At 69.5% G+C, this 15,441-nt stretch carries 10 protein-coding genes and 2 rRNA genes (1 of these 12 cut by a window edge); 6 read left to right on the forward strand and 6 right to left on the reverse strand.

Features of this window, described 5'->3' with window-relative positions; translation table 11 throughout:
* A 23S ribosomal RNA gene (locus OG556_RS23635) occupies nucleotides 1–2,704 on the forward strand (it extends 417 nt beyond the left edge of the window).
* A gap of 87 nt (nucleotides 2,705–2,791) precedes the next feature.
* A 5S ribosomal RNA gene (gene rrf, locus OG556_RS23640) occupies nucleotides 2,792–2,908 on the forward strand.
* Between the two features lie 77 nt (nucleotides 2,909–2,985).
* Here the strand turns inward: rrf and OG556_RS23645 are convergent.
* Together OG556_RS23645 and OG556_RS23650 are read right to left on the reverse strand one after the other, a co-directional pair.
* Nucleotides 2,986–3,438 carry an N-acetyltransferase family protein gene (locus OG556_RS23645; RefSeq protein ID WP_371519069.1) on the reverse strand — a complete coding sequence of 151 codons (453 nt, stop codon included), beginning with the start codon at nucleotides 3,436–3,438 and terminating at the stop codon, nucleotides 2,986–2,988.
* Nucleotides 3,439–3,539: 101 nt separating this feature from the next.
* A complete protein-coding gene (locus OG556_RS23650) occupies nucleotides 3,540–4,331 on the reverse strand; it encodes a VOC family protein (RefSeq protein WP_371519071.1) in 792 nt (263 codons plus the stop codon).
* A gap of 222 nt (nucleotides 4,332–4,553) precedes the next feature.
* Here OG556_RS23650 and OG556_RS23655 point away from each other — a divergent pair, with 222 nt between their 5' ends.
* The 3 genes from OG556_RS23655 to OG556_RS23665 all read left to right on the forward strand — a co-directional run bounded on the left by OG556_RS23655 (nucleotide 4,554) and on the right by OG556_RS23665 (nucleotide 9,559).
* Nucleotides 4,554–6,788 (forward strand): ATP-dependent RecD-like DNA helicase, encoded by a 2,235-nt coding sequence (locus OG556_RS23655; protein WP_371519073.1) that lies wholly within the window; start codon nucleotides 4,554–4,556, stop codon nucleotides 6,786–6,788.
* 225 nt (nucleotides 6,789–7,013) lie between these two features.
* Complete coding sequence (locus OG556_RS23660) at nucleotides 7,014–8,303, forward strand: citrate synthase (protein ID WP_063349392.1); 1,290 nt, start codon at nucleotides 7,014–7,016, stop codon at nucleotides 8,301–8,303.
* Between the two features lie 536 nt (nucleotides 8,304–8,839).
* On the forward strand, nucleotides 8,840–9,559 hold the full coding sequence (locus OG556_RS23665) for an SDR family oxidoreductase (protein ID WP_350885419.1): 720 nt from the start codon (nucleotides 8,840–8,842) through the stop codon (nucleotides 9,557–9,559).
* Nucleotides 9,560–9,638: 79 nt separating this feature from the next.
* On the opposite strand, the gene OG556_RS23670 is transcribed toward OG556_RS23665, so the two are convergent.
* From OG556_RS23670 to OG556_RS23680, 3 genes are all read right to left on the reverse strand, one after another.
* A complete protein-coding gene (locus OG556_RS23670; protein WP_371519076.1) occupies nucleotides 9,639–11,951 on the reverse strand; it encodes a heavy metal translocating P-type ATPase in 2,313 nt (770 codons plus the stop codon).
* An 86-nt stretch (nucleotides 11,952–12,037) separates the two neighbouring features.
* Complete coding sequence (locus OG556_RS23675) at nucleotides 12,038–12,367, reverse strand: heavy-metal-associated domain-containing protein (protein ID WP_371519078.1); 330 nt, start codon at nucleotides 12,365–12,367, stop codon at nucleotides 12,038–12,040.
* A gap of 38 nt (nucleotides 12,368–12,405) precedes the next feature.
* Nucleotides 12,406–13,344: a PrsW family intramembrane metalloprotease gene (locus tag OG556_RS23680; protein ID WP_371519080.1), complete on the reverse strand. Its 939-nt coding sequence runs from the start codon at nucleotides 13,342–13,344 to the stop codon at nucleotides 12,406–12,408.
* A gap of 160 nt (nucleotides 13,345–13,504) precedes the next feature.
* Here OG556_RS23680 and OG556_RS23685 point away from each other — a divergent pair, with 160 nt between their 5' ends.
* Complete coding sequence (locus tag OG556_RS23685; RefSeq protein ID WP_371519082.1) at nucleotides 13,505–14,677, forward strand: PP2C family protein-serine/threonine phosphatase; 1,173 nt, start codon at nucleotides 13,505–13,507, stop codon at nucleotides 14,675–14,677.
* 76 nt (nucleotides 14,678–14,753) lie between these two features.
* Here OG556_RS23685 and dhaL read toward each other — a convergent pair whose 3' ends face one another.
* Nucleotides 14,754–15,434, reverse strand: a complete 681-nt coding sequence (gene dhaL, locus OG556_RS23690; RefSeq protein WP_371519084.1) for a dihydroxyacetone kinase subunit DhaL — start codon at nucleotides 15,432–15,434, stop codon at nucleotides 14,754–14,756.
* Nucleotides 15,435–15,441: the final 7 nt, after the last annotated feature.

Raw genomic sequence — 15,441 nt, forward strand, 5'->3', positions numbered from 1 at the left:
CCCGTAGACGAAATCTGTACGGCTTGCTTGCTCATCTCCCAAGTAGCACGGGGCCCGAGAAATCCCGTGTGAATCTGGCGGGACCACCCGCTAAGCCTAAATATTCCCTGGTGACCGATAGCGGATAGTACCGTGAGGGAATGGTGAAAAGTACCGCGGGAGCGGAGTGAAATAGTACCTGAAACCGTGTGCCTACAAGCCGTGGGAGCGTCGTCGTGGTCTTCGGATCACGGCCGTGACTGCGTGCCTTTTGAAGAATGAGCCTGCGAGTTTGCGGTGTGTAGCGAGGTTAACCCGTGTGGGGTAGCCGTAGCGAAAGCGAGTCCGAATAGGGCGTCTGAGTTGCATGCCCAAGACCCGAAGCGGAGTGATCTAGCCATGGGCAGGTTGAAGCGCGGGTAAGACCGTGTGGAGGACCGAACCCACCAGGGTTGAAAACCTGGGGGATGACCTGTGGTTAGGGGTGAAAGGCCAATCAAACTCCGTTATAGCTGGTTCTCCCCGAAATGCATTTAGGTGCAGCGTCACGTGTTTCTTGCCGGAGGTAGAGCACTGGATAGGCGATGGGCCTTACCGGGTTACTGACCTTAGCCAAACTCCGAATGCCGGTAAGTGAGAGCGTGGCAGTGAGACTGTGGGGGATAAGCTCCATGGTCGAGAGGGAAACAGCCCAGAACACCGACTAAGGTCCCTAAGCGTGTGCTAAGTGGGAAAGGATGTGGAGTCGCAGAGACAACCAGGAGGTTGGCTTAGAAGCAGCCACCCTTGAAAGAGTGCGTAATAGCTCACTGGTCAAGTGATTCCGCGCCGACAATGTAGCGGGGCTCAAGCACATCACCGAAGTCGTGTCATTGCAGCATGAAGGGCCAACGCCTGCTGTGATGGGTAGGGGAGCGTCGTGTGCCGGGTGAAGCGGCGGTGGAAACCAGTCGTGGACGGTATACGAGTGAGAATGCAGGCATGAGTAGCGATACAAGAGTGGGAAACTCTTGCGCCGATTGACCAAGGGTTCCTGGGTCAAGCTGATCTGCCCAGGGTAAGTCGGGACCTAAGGCGAGGCCGACAGGCGTAGTCGATGGACAACGGGTTGATATTCCCGTACCCGCTTTGAAGCGCCAACGCTGAACCTCTTGATGCTAAGCCCGTGAAGCCGGCCCGGAGTCTTCGGACAATGGGACGTGGTGGAGCCGGTGACCCAAGAGGGTAGTAGGTGAGCGATGGGGTGACGCAGGAAGGTAGTCCAGCCCGGGCGGTGGTTGTCCCGGGGTAAGGGTGTAGGCCGAGTGATAGGCAAATCCGTCACTCATTGAGGCTGAGACCTGATGCCGAGCCGATTGTGGTGAAGTGGATGATCCTATGCTGTCGAGAAAAGCCTCTAGCGAGTTTCATGGCGGCCCGTACCCCAAACCGACTCAGGTGGTCAGGTAGAGAATACCGAGGCGTTCGGGTGAACTATGGTTAAGGAACTCGGCAAAATGCCCCCGTAACTTCGGGAGAAGGGGGGCCATTCCTGGTGACGGCACTTGCTGCCAGAGCTGGGGGTGGCCGCAGAGACCAGCGAGAAGCGACTGTTTACTAAAAACACAGGTCCGTGCGAAGCCGTAAGGCGATGTATACGGACTGACGCCTGCCCGGTGCTGGAACGTTAAGGGGACCGGTTAGCTTGGATTCGTCCAGGCGAAGCTGAGAACTTAAGCGCCAGTAAACGGCGGTGGTAACTATAACCATCCTAAGGTAGCGAAATTCCTTGTCGGGTAAGTTCCGACCTGCACGAATGGCGTAACGACTTCTCGACTGTCTCAACCATAGGCCCGGTGAAATTGCATTACGAGTAAAGATGCTCGTTTCGCGCAGCAGGACGGAAAGACCCCGGGACCTTTACTATAGCTTGATATTGGTGTTCGGTTCGGCTTGTGTAGGATAGGTGGGAGACTTTGAAGCAGCAACGCCAGTTGTTGTGGAGTCGTCGTTGAAATACCACTCTGGTCGTGCTGGATGTCTAACCTGGGTCCGTGATCCGGATCAGGGACAGTGTCTGGTGGGTAGTTTAACTGGGGCGGTTGCCTCCTAAAGAGTAACGGAGGCGCCCAAAGGTTCCCTCAGCCTGGTTGGCAATCAGGTGTTGAGTGTAAGTGCACAAGGGAGCTTGACTGTGAGACTGACGGGTCGAGCAGGTACGAAAGTAGGGACTAGTGATCCGGCGGTGGCTTGTGGAAGCGCCGTCGCTCAACGGATAAAAGGTACCCCGGGGATAACAGGCTGATCTTCCCCAAGAGTCCATATCGACGGGATGGTTTGGCACCTCGATGTCGGCTCGTCGCATCCTGGGGCTGGAGTAGGTCCCAAGGGTTGGGCTGTTCGCCCATTAAAGCGGTACGCGAGCTGGGTTTAGAACGTCGTGAGACAGTTCGGTCCCTATCCGCTGTGCGCGTAGGAGTGTTGAGAAGGGCTGTCCCTAGTACGAGAGGACCGGGACGGACGAACCTCTGGTGTGCCAGTTGTCCTGCCAAGGGCATGGCTGGTTGGCTACGTTCGGGAGGGATAACCGCTGAAAGCATCTAAGCGGGAAGCCTGCTTCGAGATGAGCACTCCCACCTCCTTGAGAGGGTAAGGCTCCCAGTAGACGACTGGGTTGATAGGCCGGATATGGAAGCCCTGTGAGGGGTGGAGTTGACCGGTACTAATAGGCCGAGGGCTTGTCCTCAGTTGCTCGCGTCCACTGTGTTGTTCTGAAACAACGACCCCAACCCGTTTGGCTACGGGGTTGGTGCGGTTGACAGTTTCATAGTGTTTCGGTGGTCATAGCGTGAGGGAAACGCCCGGTTACATTCCGAACCCGGAAGCTAAGCCTTACAGCGCCGATGGTACTGCAGGGGGGACCCTGTGGGAGAGTAGGACGCCGCCGAACAATCATTCACAGAGAACCCCCATCCGGGAAACCGGATGGGGGTTCTCTGCATTTCCGGGGCAAGGAACTTCAAGGCCTCAGAGCTGGAGCTTGAATCCGACGTGGGAGGGGACGAAGCCGAGTTTCTCGTAGAAGCGGTGGGCGTCGGTGCGGGTCGTGTCGGAGGTGAGCTGGACGAGGTCGGCACCGAGTTCGCGGGAACGCTCGATCGCCAACTGGATCAGTTCGGTGCCGAGGCCGCTGCCCCGCTCGTCGGCGTGGACGCGGACGGCCTCGATGATGGTCCGGGTGGAGCCCTTCCGGGAGATGCCGGGGATCACGGTCAGCTGCAGGGTGCCGACGGTTCGGCCGGCGCGCTCGGCGGCGACCAGGTGCTGGTGCGGGTCGCCGTCGACGCGGGCGAAGGCGGCACGGTACGGCGTGAGGTCGTCGGGGCTCTCGCGGGTGGCGCCCAGGGCGTCGTCGGCGAGCAGGGCCACCAGCGCCGGCAGGTCCTCTGCGGTGGCCCGGCGGATTGTCAGGTCAGTCATGATCAGAGGATAGGCGCGTCGGGTTTCCCCGCACCTCCGCTGCCACTGCCCGTAGCACCCCCTCAGGCCCCTTCTCGGGGGTGATCGGGGGTGATGCGCTGTCACTCCCCGGGTTTGGCACTGGTGATGACGGCGAAGACGGCGCCGTGCGGGTCGTGGAACTGGGCGAGGCGGCCCACGCCGTGGACGTCCATGGCGGGGATCCGCACGGTGGCCCCGAGCTTGTCGGCGATGGCGAGGCTGGCGTCCACGTTGGGGACCTCGAAGTAGGGGAGCCAGTGCGAGGTGGTGCCGCGGGCGGTCTGCTCGGGGCCGAGCTGCATGATGCCGCCGTGGGCGTCGTCGCTGCCGGCGCCCGCGGGGGTGAGGACGGTGTAGGAGGTGCCTTCGAGCGGCACGTCCTGTTCCTGCCAGCTGAAGACGGTCCGGTAGAAGGTCTTGGCGCGTTCGGCGTCGACGCTGTAGCACTCGGTCCAGCAGAGGCTGCCCTCCTCGTTGACGACCTCCAGGCCGCGGGTGTCGTGCGGCTGCCAGACGGCGAACTCGGCGCCGGTCGGGTCGGTGTAGCCGGCCATCCGGCCCGCGGTGAAGACGTCGAAGGGGGTGAACCGGACGTGCCCGCCGGCCTGTTCGACGAGTTCGGTGGTGCGGTCGGCGTCGAGGGTGGCGAAGTACAGCGTCCAGGCGGGCAGGGAGCCCTCCTCCGCGAGCGGGCCGAGGGCGGCGACCGTCCGGCCGTCGAGCTGGAAGAAGCCGTACCCGCCGGCTTCGGGGCCGGCCGGGTCGAAGGTCCAGCCGAACAGGGCGGTGTAGAAGTCGACGGAGGCCCGGGTGTCGGGGCTGCCCAGGTCGAGCCAGTCGGGGGAGCCGGGGCGGTAGGCGGTGTTGAGCATGGACGCTGCTCCTCGGACGGGGCCCGTACGGGCGCGATCGTGCCCCCCTGCCGGGTCCCAGCCTGGCACCTCGGCGGGGGCGCTGCACGGCGGGGCGCTGCTCGGCAGGGGCCAGGGGGCGGTCCTGCCGCGGGGGTGGTCCGGCGCGGGTGCGGGCTTGTCGTGGCCGGGCGGTACGGTGCGTAACGAAAGGTCCACCCGTACCGGTCGAAGGGGGTCCCGGTGGCCAGGCAGGCGCAGTCGGGGCAGGAGGCGCCGCGCCAGCTCGCGCAGGTCGAGGGCGTGCTGGAGCGGATCACGTACGCCAACGAGGACACCGGGTACACGGTGGCCCGGGTGGACACCGGCCGGGGCGGGAACGACCTGCTGACGGTGGTGGGCGCGCTGCTGGGAGCCCAGGTGGGGGAGTCGCTGCGGCTGCACGGGCGGTGGGGCTCGCATCCGCAGTACGGGCGGCAGTTCACGGTGGAGAACTACACGACGGTGCTGCCGGCGACGGTGCAGGGCATCCAGCGCTACCTGGGCTCGGGGCTGATCAAGGGGATCGGGCCGCGGTTCGCCGAGCGGATCGTGGAGCGCTTCGGGGTGGACACCCTGGAGGTGATCGAGAACGAGCCGGGCCGGCTGATCGAGGTGCCGGGGCTGGGGCCGAAGCGGACGAAGAAGATCGCGGCGGCCTGGGAGGAGCAGAAGGCCATCAAGGAGGTGATGGTCTTCCTCCAGGGGGTGGGGGTGTCGACCTCGCTCGCGGTGCGGATCTACAAGCAGTACGGGGACGCCTCGATCGGGGTGGTGAGGAACGAGCCGTACCGGCTGGCGTCGGACGTGTGGGGGATCGGCTTCCTGACGGCGGACCGGATCGCCCAGGCGGTGGGGATCCCGCACGACAGCCCGGAGCGGGTGAAGGCGGGGTTGCAGTACGCGCTGTCGCAGAGCAGCGACCAGGGGCACTGCTACCTGCCGGAGGAGCGGCTGATCGCGGACGGCGTGAAGCTGCTGCAGGTGGACGTGGGCCTGGTGATCGACTGCCTGGCGGAGCTGGTCGCGGCGGAGGGGGTGGTGCGGGAGTCGGTGCCGGGGGAGGCGGGCGAGGCGATCACCGCGGTGTACCTGGTGCCGTTCCACCGGGCGGAGATCTCGCTGGCCAACCAACTGCTGCGGTTGCTGCGTTCGGATTCCGACCGGATGCCATGGTTCGGCGGGGTGGACTGGCCGGTGGCGCTGGAGTGGCTGGCGAAGCGCACCGGGGCCGATCTCGCGCCGGAGCAGGAGCAGGCGGTGCGGCTGGCGCTGACCGAGCGGGTCGCGGTGCTGACGGGTGGTCCGGGCTGCGGCAAGTCGTTCACGGTGAAGTCGATCGTGACGCTGGCGCTGGCCAAGCGGGCGAAGGTGGTGCTGGCGGCGCCGACCGGGCGGGCGGCGAAGCGGTTGGCGGAGCTGACCGGGGCGGAGGCCTCGACGGTGCACCGGCTGCTGGAGCTGAAACCGGGCGGGGACGCCGCGTACGACCGGGACCGGCCGCTGGACGCCGATCTGGTGGTGGTGGACGAGGCCTCGATGCTGGATCTGATCCTGGCGAACAAGCTGGTCAAGGCGGTGCCGCCGGGGGCGCACCTGTTGTTCGTGGGGGACGTGGACCAGCTCCCGTCGGTGGGCGCCGGCGAGGTGCTGCGGGACCTGCTGGCGCAGGGCGGCCCGATCCCGTCGGTGCGGCTGACCAGGATCTTCCGGCAGGCGCAGCAGTCGGGGGTGGTGACGAACGCGCACCGGATCAACGAGGGGAGGCCGCCGCTGACGGACGGTCTGCCGGACTTCTTCCTGTTCGCGGAGGACGACGCGGAGCTGGCGGCAGGCCTGACGGTGGACGTGGTGGCGCGGCGGATCCCGCAGCGGTTCGGCTTCGACCCGCGGCGGGACGTCCAGGTGCTGGCGCCGATGCACCGGGGGCCGGCCGGGGCGGGGAACCTGAACACGCTGCTCCAGGGGGCGGTGACGCCGGCCCGGGAGGGGTTGGCGGAGCGGCGGTTCGGCGGGCGCACGTTCCGGGTGGGGGACAAGGTCACGCAGGTGCGCAACAACTACGACAAGGGGCGCAACGGGGTCTTCAACGGCACAGTGGGAGTGGTGACCGCCCTCAGCGTGGACGACCAGCGGTTGACGGTGCTCACCGACGAGGACGAGGAGGTGCCGTACGACTTCGACGAACTGGACGAGCTGGCGCACGCGTACGCGGTCACGATCCACCGCTCGCAGGGGAGCGAGTACCCAGTGGTGGTGATTCCGGTCACCATGTCCGCTTGGACGATGCTCCAGCGAAACCTGCTCTACACCGCTGTGACCAGGGCAAGGAAACTGGTGGTACTGGTGGGGTCACGGAAGGCGATCGCGCAGGCCGTGCGGACCGTCAGTGCAGGTCGACGGCATGCGGCGCTAGATCATCGACTGGCAACTGGATGATTATCCAACAGGATGGTTGCCTCTAATGTTCTCTTGACGTGAAGAGATTTACGGCAGAGCCTAGGGTGGTGCCGATCTTGTCCGGTTCGTACCGGCTGCGGCAGCAGGTTTTGTAGGGGCGGGCCCTTTCGGGCCACCCCGGGTGCGCGGCTGTCCTCCAGATGGGGGATGGTAGAGACAGTCAGGGCACCTTGGAAGAGGATTCATTTCGTCGGTGAGGAAGACGTGAGCGACAACTCGGTAGTACTGCGGTACCAGGACGGCGAGTACGAGTACCCCGTCGTCGAGAGCACTGCGGGCAACGCCGGCTTCGACATCTCGAAGCTGCTCCCGCAGACCGGCCTGGTCACCCTGGACAACGGCTTCGGTAACACCGCCGCGTACAAGTCCGCGATCACCTTCGTGGACGGTGACAACGGCATCCTGCGGTACCGCGGCTACCCGATCGAGCAGCTCGCAGGGCAGGGCGGCTTCATCGAGACCGCGTACCTCCTGATCAACGGTGAGCTGCCCAACGCGGACCAGCTGGCCGAGTTCAACCGCGAGATCACCCAGCACACCCTGCTGCACGAGGACGTCAAGCGCTTCTTCCAGGGCTTCCCGCGGGACGCCCACCCGATGGCCATGCTGTCCTCGGTGGTCGGCGCGCTCTCCACGTTCTACCCGGAGAGCCACAACCCGTTCGACGCCGGCCAGCGCCACCTGTCGACCGTCCGCCTGCTCGCCAAGCTGCCGACGATCGCCGCCTACGCGTACAAGAAGGCGATGGGCCAGCCCTTCGTCTACCCGCGCAACGACCTGAGCTACGTCGAGAACCTCCTGCGGATGACCTTCGCCGTCCCCGCCGAGGACTACGAGCTCAACCCGGTGATCGTCAACGCCCTGGACAAGCTGCTCATCCTGCACGCGGACCACGAGCAGAACTGCTCGACCTCCACCGTGCGCCTGGTCGGCTCCAGCCACGCCAACCTGTTCGCCTCGATCTCGGCGGGCATCTCGGCGCTCTGGGGCCCGCTGCACGGCGGCGCCAACCAGGCCGTGCTGGAGATGCTGGAGAGCATCCAGAAGGACGGCGGCGACGTCGACGCGTTCATCACGAAGGTGAAGAACAAGGAAGCCGGCGTCAAGCTGATGGGCTTCGGCCACCGCGTCTACAAGGCCTTCGACCCGCGCGCCGCGCAGGTCAAGCTGCTCGCGCACGAGGTCCTCGGCCAGCTCGGCAAGAACGACGAGCTGCTGAACATCGCGCTCAAGCTGGAGGAGCACGCCCTCAAGGACGACTTCTTCATCTCGCGCAAGCTCTACCCGAACGTGGACTTCTACACCGGCCTGATCTACCGCGCCATGGGCTTCCCGACCAGCATGTTCACCGTGCTGTTCGCCCTCGGCCGGCTGCCGGGCTGGATCGCCCACTGGCACGAGATGATCAACGACCCGACCAGCCGGATCGGCCGTCCGCGCCAGATCTACACCGGCGTCGAGATCCGCGACTACGTCGCCCTCGGCGACCGCTGACGCTGCACCCGGAAGGGCCCGGTCGCCATCTGGCGGCCGGGCCCTTCCGCGTCCCCGTGCGGTGGGCCCGGGTGGGCGCCCGCGCGGGGACGGAACCGTACGGCGCACGACTCCGGGGCCGGGCCGAAGCCGGGGACGGCCGCTCAAAGCGTCCCTGACCCGCCGCAACCCCGGCGTCGTGCGCGAAGGCCGTCAAGGTCGACGACCGTCCCGGGGCCCGCCGGAGCCCCGTCGGCGGCAGTCGGTGGAAGCACGGGGACGCATTGCCGTTCGTCGCGTCTCCGCCCCTCGGAAAACTGCCGCACTACCAACCTAAGACGTATCAGGGTGCGAGAAGTTACGCCCGGGGGGTGTGAGCTGCCTCTCGCCACGCTCCGTGTGCACGTCGTGCCGAGCCCATATCACACCTTCCCGCGCGCGCGACGTCACCCTCCCCGCAGTCACGGCAACCGAGCGTGATAGGAATCGTGGCATTCCGGTACGGACCGTCCCGCACCCTCGCAGCGTGGCGGCGGAACTGGGGAGGGAGTGCGCAGATGGCCAGGAACGTCGTTGTCACCGGCGGTGGCACGGGAATCGGGTACGAAGTCGCGCGGCGGTTCGCCGAGGCGGGCGAACGGGTCGTGATCGTGGGCCGCCGCCGCGCGGTCCTGGAGAAGGCCGCGGCGGACCTCGGGCCGAACGTCACCCCGCTGGTGTGCGATCTCGCCGACCCCGACGCCGTCGAGGCCGCGCTCGCCGAACTTCCCGAGCGGATCGACGTCCTGGTCAACAACGCCGGCAGCCGGGAGACCGTGATCGGTGCCGGGCCGCACGCCCTGCTGGCCCGCTGGCGCGGCGACTTCGAGCGCAACGTGCTGACCGTGGTGCTGCTCACCGAGTCGATCCGGGACCGGCTCACCCCCGGCGCCGGCCGGGTGGTCACCATCAGCTCGATCGCCGCCCTGCGCGGGGCCGGCTCGTTCGGCGCGGCGAAGGCCTCGCTGCACGCCTGGAACCACTTCCTGGCCGCCCAGTTGGGCACCTCCGGGATCACCGCCAACATCGTCGCGCCCGGGACGGTGGCCGGCACCGAGTTCTTCGGTCCCCGGCTGGACGAGGCCGAGGTCTCCCGCCGGGCGGCCCGCACCCTGCTGGGCCGGATCGGGGAGACCGGTGAGGTCGCGGCCGCGGTCCACTTCCTGGCCTCGCCCGAGGCCGGGTTCATCACCGGCGAGATCCTGCACTGCAATGGCGGCGAGCTGCTCGGGCGCTGACGCGGTGACGCCGGCGCGCTGACGCCGGGAAGGGCCCGGACCGGGGTCGGTCCGGGCCCTTCCGCGTCGCGTGGGCGGGTCAGGCGGGCTGGAAGCGGTGCAGGCGCAGGCTGTTGGTGACCACGAAGACCGAGGAGAAGGCCATCGCGGCGCCGGCGATCATCGGGTTGAGCAGCCCGGCGGCGGCCAGCGGGATCGCCGCCACGTTGTAGCCGAAGGCCCAGCACAGGTTGCCCTTGATGGTGCCGAGCGTGCGGCGGGAGAGCCGGATGGCGTCGGCCGCCGAGCGCAGGTCGCCGCGGACCAGGGTGAGGTCGCCGGCCTCGATCGCGGCGTCGGTGCCGGTGCCCATCGCCAGGCCCAGGTCGGCCTGGGCGAGGGCGGCCGCGTCGTTGACGCCGTCGCCGACCATCGCCACGACCCTGCCCTCGGCCTGGAGCCGCTTGACGGCGGCGACCTTGTCCTCGGGCAGCACCTCGGCGACCACGTCGGCCGGGGCGATGCCGACCTCGGCCGCGACGGCCTCGGCGACCGCCCGGTTGTCGCCGGTCAGCAGCACCGGGCGCAGGCCCAGCGCGCGCAGCCGGGCGATCGCCTCGGCGCTGGTCGGCCTGACCGCGTCCGCGACCTCCAGGACGGCCCGGGCCTCGCCGTCCCAGCCCACCGCGATCGCGGTCCGCCCGGCCGCCTCGGCCGCGGCCTTGGCGCGGGCCAGGACAGGCGGCAGGTGCTGGGCCCGGTCGGCGAGCAGGGCCTCGCGCCCGGCCACCACCGCCCGGCCCTCGACGACGCCCTGCACGCCCCTCCCGGGGAGGTTGCGGAAGTCCTCGACCGGCGGCAGCGTGCCGGTCCGCTCCGCGGCGGCGGTGGCGATCGCCCGGGCGATCGGGTGCTCGGAGGCGTGCTCCAGGGCGCCGGCCAGGCGCAGCGCCTCGGCCTCGTCGACGCCCTCGGCGGTGTGCACGGCGAGCAGGGTCATCCGGCCGGTGGTGACGGTGCCGGTCTTGTCCAGGACGACGGTGTCCACCCGGCGGGTGGTCTCCAGCACTTCGGGGCCCTTGATCAGGATGCCCAGCTGGGCGCCGCGGCCGGTGCCGACCATGAGCGCGGTCGGGGTGGCCAGGCCCAGGGCGCACGGACAGGCGATGATCAGCACGGCCACGGCGGCGGTGAACGCCTCGGTGGGGCTGTCGGAGGCCAGGAGCCAGCCGACCAGGGTGGCGAGCGCGAGCAGGATGACGACCGGGACGAAGACGGCGGAGATCCGGTCGGCGAGGCGCTGGGCGGCGGCCTTGCCGTTCTGGGCCTCCTCGACCAGCCGGGCCATCCGGGACAGCTGGGTGTCCGCGCCGATCCGGGTGGCCTCGACGACCAGCCGGCCGCCGGCGTTGACGGTGGCGCCGGTGACCTGGTCGCCGACGCCGACCTCGACCGGTACGGACTCGCCGGTCAGCATCGAGGCGTCCACCGCCGATCCGCCCTCGACCACCGTGCCGTCGGTGGCGATCTTCTCGCCCGGCCGGACCACGAACCGGTCGCCCACGGCCAGGCCGCCGACCGGGATCCGGACCTCGGCCCCGCCCCGCAGCACGGTGACGTCCTTGGCGCCGAGGTCGAGCAGGGCGTGCAGGGCGGCCCCGGCCCGGCGCTTGGAGCGGGCCTCCAGGTGGCGGCCGAGCAGGATCAGCACGGTGACGGCGGCGGCCGTCTCCAGGTAGAGGGTGGACGAGGCGTCGGTGTCGCCGATCGCCAGTGAGAAGTCGTGGTGCATGCCGGGCAGGCCCGCGTGGCCCCAGAACAGTGCCCAGAAGGACCAGCCGAAGGCGGCCAGGGTGCCGAGCGAGACCAGGGTGTCCATGGTCGCGGCGCCGTGCTTGAGGTTGGTCCAGGCGGCGCGGTGGAACGGCAGACCGCCGTAGACCACGACCGGGCCGGTGAGGGCGAAGGCGAGCCACTGCCAGTTGGCGAACTGGAGGGCCGGGATCATCGACAGCATGACCACCGGGACGCTGAGGACGGCGCTGATCAGCAGCCGGTCGTACAGCGGGTCGGCGGTGTCGGCACCGGTACCGGCAGCGCTACTGGCGTCGGCGTCGGCGCCGGTCGGGAGGGCGGGGGCCGGGGACGGCGGGAGCTCGGCGGTGTAGCCGGTGCGCTCGACGGTGGCGATCAGGTCCTCGACCGTCACCCCGGGGCCGTAGTCGACCCGGGCCTTCTCGGTGGCGAGGTTGACGGTGGCTTCGACGCCGTCCATCCGGTTGAGCTTCTTCTCGATCCGGGTCGCGCAGGAGGCGCAGGTCATGCCGCCGATCGACAGCTCGACCCGGTCCCGGACGACGGGGGTGCCCTGGACGCCGGGGGCGGTGGTGACCAGTTCGCTTCGCTCGCTCATGCGGATCGGCTCCTCGGCAGCTCCTCGGTGGGGGAGTACGGCGGGGTCCGCTGCCCGGGCCCCGCCGTACGGGCGTACCGGGAGGCCTAGGCGCTGCGGCCGACCAGTTCGTAGCCGGCCTCGTCGACGGCGCTGCGGACCTGGTCGTCGTCCAGCGGGGCGAGGGAGGAGACCGTCACGGTGCCGGCCTTGGAGTCGGCGGCGACCTCGGTGACGCCGGTGAGGGCGGAGAGCTCCTCGCTGATCGCCTTCTCGCAGTGGCCGCAGCTCATGCCGGTCACGGTGTAGGTGGTGGTGCTGGACATCCGGGCCTCCGGGAGGTGTGGCGCCCCGGGCGTCGGCCCGGGCTCTACTCTGACAACACCATACCCCTCAGGGGTATTTCCGGGAGGGGTGGGTGAAGTGGCACGCGTCACGGACGCGTGCGCCGGTCGAGCGTATGCGCCGGACCGCCTCAGGCCGGGGAGGCCGGGAGCTGGGCCGGGATCGGCGCGCGCTCGCGCCGGATCAGCAGCCGTAGCCAGAGCAGCCCGCCCAAGGAGACCACGAGCAGTCCGACCGTGTCGTAGAGGGTGTACAGGTGCACCTGCTCGCTGTTGGGGTGGGGCATGTGGCCGAGCTCGAACAGCGCGCGCTGCCAGGAGCTCGCGGTGGTCTTGGCGACCAGCCAGACGGCGATGCCGCTCGTGCTGTCCCAGAGCGCGTGCAGCACCGATACGCCCAGGTAGGTGACGACGACCGGGGTGGTGAAGCGGAACCGCCCGCCGCGGCGCTCGCTGAACAGCACCCCGCCGACGATCGCCGTCCACAGGATGTGGCCGACCGGTGCGAGGAGCCCGCGCAGGATCTCCGTCTCGACCAGGTCCTCGAGCGAGAGTCCCTGGTTGCTCAGCACGGCGTTGAACGCGTACCCGGCGCTCTCGAACGCGGCGAACCCCGCGCCGACGGTGGCGCCGAGCACCAGCCCGTGCCGCAGCCCGCTGACCCGCAGTCGGCGGCTCACCATGACCAGGGCGCCCAGCTTGGCCGCCTCCTCGATCAGGCCGACGGTGACGTACATCCAGGCCGAGGGCGAGACCAGGTAGCTCTCCAGCACCGAGGCGCCCAGGACGCCGATGATGCCGCCGACGCCGAAGCAGGCGAAGAGCCGGTCCGGGCCGAGGTCGCCGGCGTAGCGCTCGTAGGCCCAGATCACCAGGGTGGCCGGGACCAGGAAGCTGCCGAGCAGCACGATCGTCGGGACGAGGTTGCTGTTCCCGGTGAGGAACGTGACGACGACGGTGGCGCCCCAGAGCAGCAGGCCGACGGCGAAGACCTTCAGCCAGTGGTCGGACGTGGCCGTCGTGCGGGCCGGGGCGTCGGAGATGCGGGGGGTGTTGCGGTAGCCGGACACCGGACGGGGCCTCCTCGGGGTAGCCGCTTTGGTCGAACTGTATGACAAATAGGGCATTTGGGGGCGATCGGGGCGCTCGTGCGGCGGGTCGGCGGACGCGGTGGACGGAAACGCGGTAGGCGGGCGGGTGGGCGCCGCGAACGTCCCTTATGTTCGGTATGTGTTCCCGACCCGCCGTGCCCAGTCCCCCTCGGCCCCCAGCGCCGCCGGGCTGCCGCCGGACCGGCGGCGCGGCGCCCTGCTGGCCGCCGACCTCCAGGACGTGCCGTTCTGGAGGCGGGCCAGCCCGGCGCTGCTCGCCGTGCTCCTGGTCGCACTCGCTGACCTCCTCTCCGGCAAGGACCGCTACCTGGCACCGCTGATGACCGTCGTCCCGGCCGCCGCCGCGCTCACCCTCAGACCGGGCGAACTGCTCGCCGTCTGCGCGCTCGGCCTGCTCGCCGTCTTCGGGCTCAGCCACTACGACCAGGTCGACAACATCAACGACGCACGCTTCCTCTACGGTGCGATGGTCAGCTACGCCGTACTGACGGTCTTCTCCGCCTGGGTCGCCAAGATCCGGATGCGGCGCGCGGCGGCCTTCGCGGCCGTCAGTTCCGTCGCCGAGGCCGCCCAGCGGGCCCTGCTGCGGCTGCCCGGGCCGGCCGTCGGGCCGCTGCGGCTGGCCGTCCGGTACGTGTCGGCGGCCGACGCCTCACGGATCGGCGGGGACCTGTACTCGGTGCTGGAGACGCCGCACGGCACCCGGGTCGCGGTCGGGGACGTCCGGGGCAAGGGGCTCTCCGCCGTGCAGACCGCGGCCGTGGTGCTGGGCGCGTTCCGGGAGGCCGCGTACGACGAGGCAGGGCTGCGGGGCGTCGCGGCGCGGATCGAGGCCAGCGTCGAGCGGCACGTCCCGGACGGGGAGTTCACCACCGCGCTGTTCGCGGAGTTCCGCACGCCCGGGGTGATGGAACTGCTGCAGTACGGGCACGTCCCGCCGATCCGGGTCGACGGCGACGGGCGGGCGCACGTGCTGGACGCCCCCGACCCCTGGGTGCCGCTCGGCCTCGGACGGCTGGCGACCGGCGAACCGGCCAGCTGGGACCAGCCGTTCGGGGCGGAGGACGTCCTGGTGCTCTGCACGGACGGGGTGATCGAGGCACGGCACCGCAAGAGCGGGGAGTTCTACCCGCTGGCGGAGCGGGTCGGGCCGCTGGTGCGGGGCGCCGCGCGGTCGGAGGGGGATCTGGAGGCGGCGGTGGGACGGGTGTACGCGGACCTGCTCGCGCACACGGGCGGGGAACTGCGGGACGACGCCCTGCTGCTGCTGATCGCGAGGACGGACGGCTGACGGCCGGACGGCCCGACGGCTGAGGGCCGGAGGACGCTCTCCTCGCGCGGGCGCCCGCGCGAGGAGAGCGGGTGCCTCAGGCCGCGGTGACGTCGGCGAGGGCGCGGAAGAGCAGGGCGGTGGAGGTGGCGCCCGGGTCCTGGTGGCCGATGCTGCGCTCGCCGAGGTAGGAGGCGCGGCCCTTGCGGGCCTGGAGGGGGACGGTGTCGCGGGCGCCCTGGTCGGCGGCGTCGGCGGCCGCCGACGCCGCCTCGGGGAGGGTGGCCCCGGCGCCGGCCGCGGCGCGGAAGGCGGCGACGGCCGGGGTGTAGGCGTCGACGATGGTCTTGTCCCCGGGCACGGCCTTGCCGAGGGCGCGGACGGCGTCCAGGCCGGCGGCCAGTGCCTCGGCGAGGGTGGCCGGGCCGACGGGGTCGGCGGAGCCGGGCAGAGCGGAACCGGGCAGAGCGGGATCGGACAGGGCCGGATCGGGCAGGGCGGCGCCGATGGCGCGGAAGGCCTTGCCGTAGAGCGGGCCGGAGGCGCCGCCGACCTTGGAGATCAGCGTGCTGCCCACCTTGGTGAGCACGGCGCCCGGGCCGGCCGGCTGGAGGCCGTCGAGGGCGGCCAGGGCGGCGGAGAAGCCGCGCCGGAGGTTGCTGCCGTGGTCGCCGTCGCCGATCGCCGAGTCCAGCTCGGTGAGCCGGTCCTGCTCCTTCTCGACGGCCGCGGCGATCGCGCGGATCCAGGCCTCGGCGAGGGGGGTGTCGAAGTCCATGACGTCT

The organism is Kitasatospora sp. NBC_01300 (assembly GCF_041435235.1).
Taxonomy (GTDB): domain Bacteria; phylum Actinomycetota; class Actinomycetes; order Streptomycetales; family Streptomycetaceae; genus Kitasatospora.

Excerpts from the sequence above, each read along its gene's own strand:
- OG556_RS23670 (WP_371519076.1), bottom strand. The coding sequence starts at position 11,951 with ATGAGCGAGCGAAGCGAACTGGTCACCACCGCCCCCGGCGTCCAGGGC.
- dhaL (WP_371519084.1), bottom strand. The coding sequence starts at position 15,434 with ATGGACTTCGACACCCCCCTCGCCGAGGCCTGGATCCGCGCGATCGCC.
- OG556_RS23645 (WP_371519069.1), bottom strand. The coding sequence starts at position 3,438 with ATGACTGACCTGACAATCCGCCGGGCCACCGCAGAGGACCTGCCGGCG.
- OG556_RS23665 (WP_350885419.1), top strand. The coding sequence starts at position 8,840 with ATGGCCAGGAACGTCGTTGTCACCGGCGGTGGCACGGGAATCGGGTAC.
- OG556_RS23650 (WP_371519071.1), bottom strand. The coding sequence starts at position 4,331 with ATGCTCAACACCGCCTACCGCCCCGGCTCCCCCGACTGGCTCGACCTG.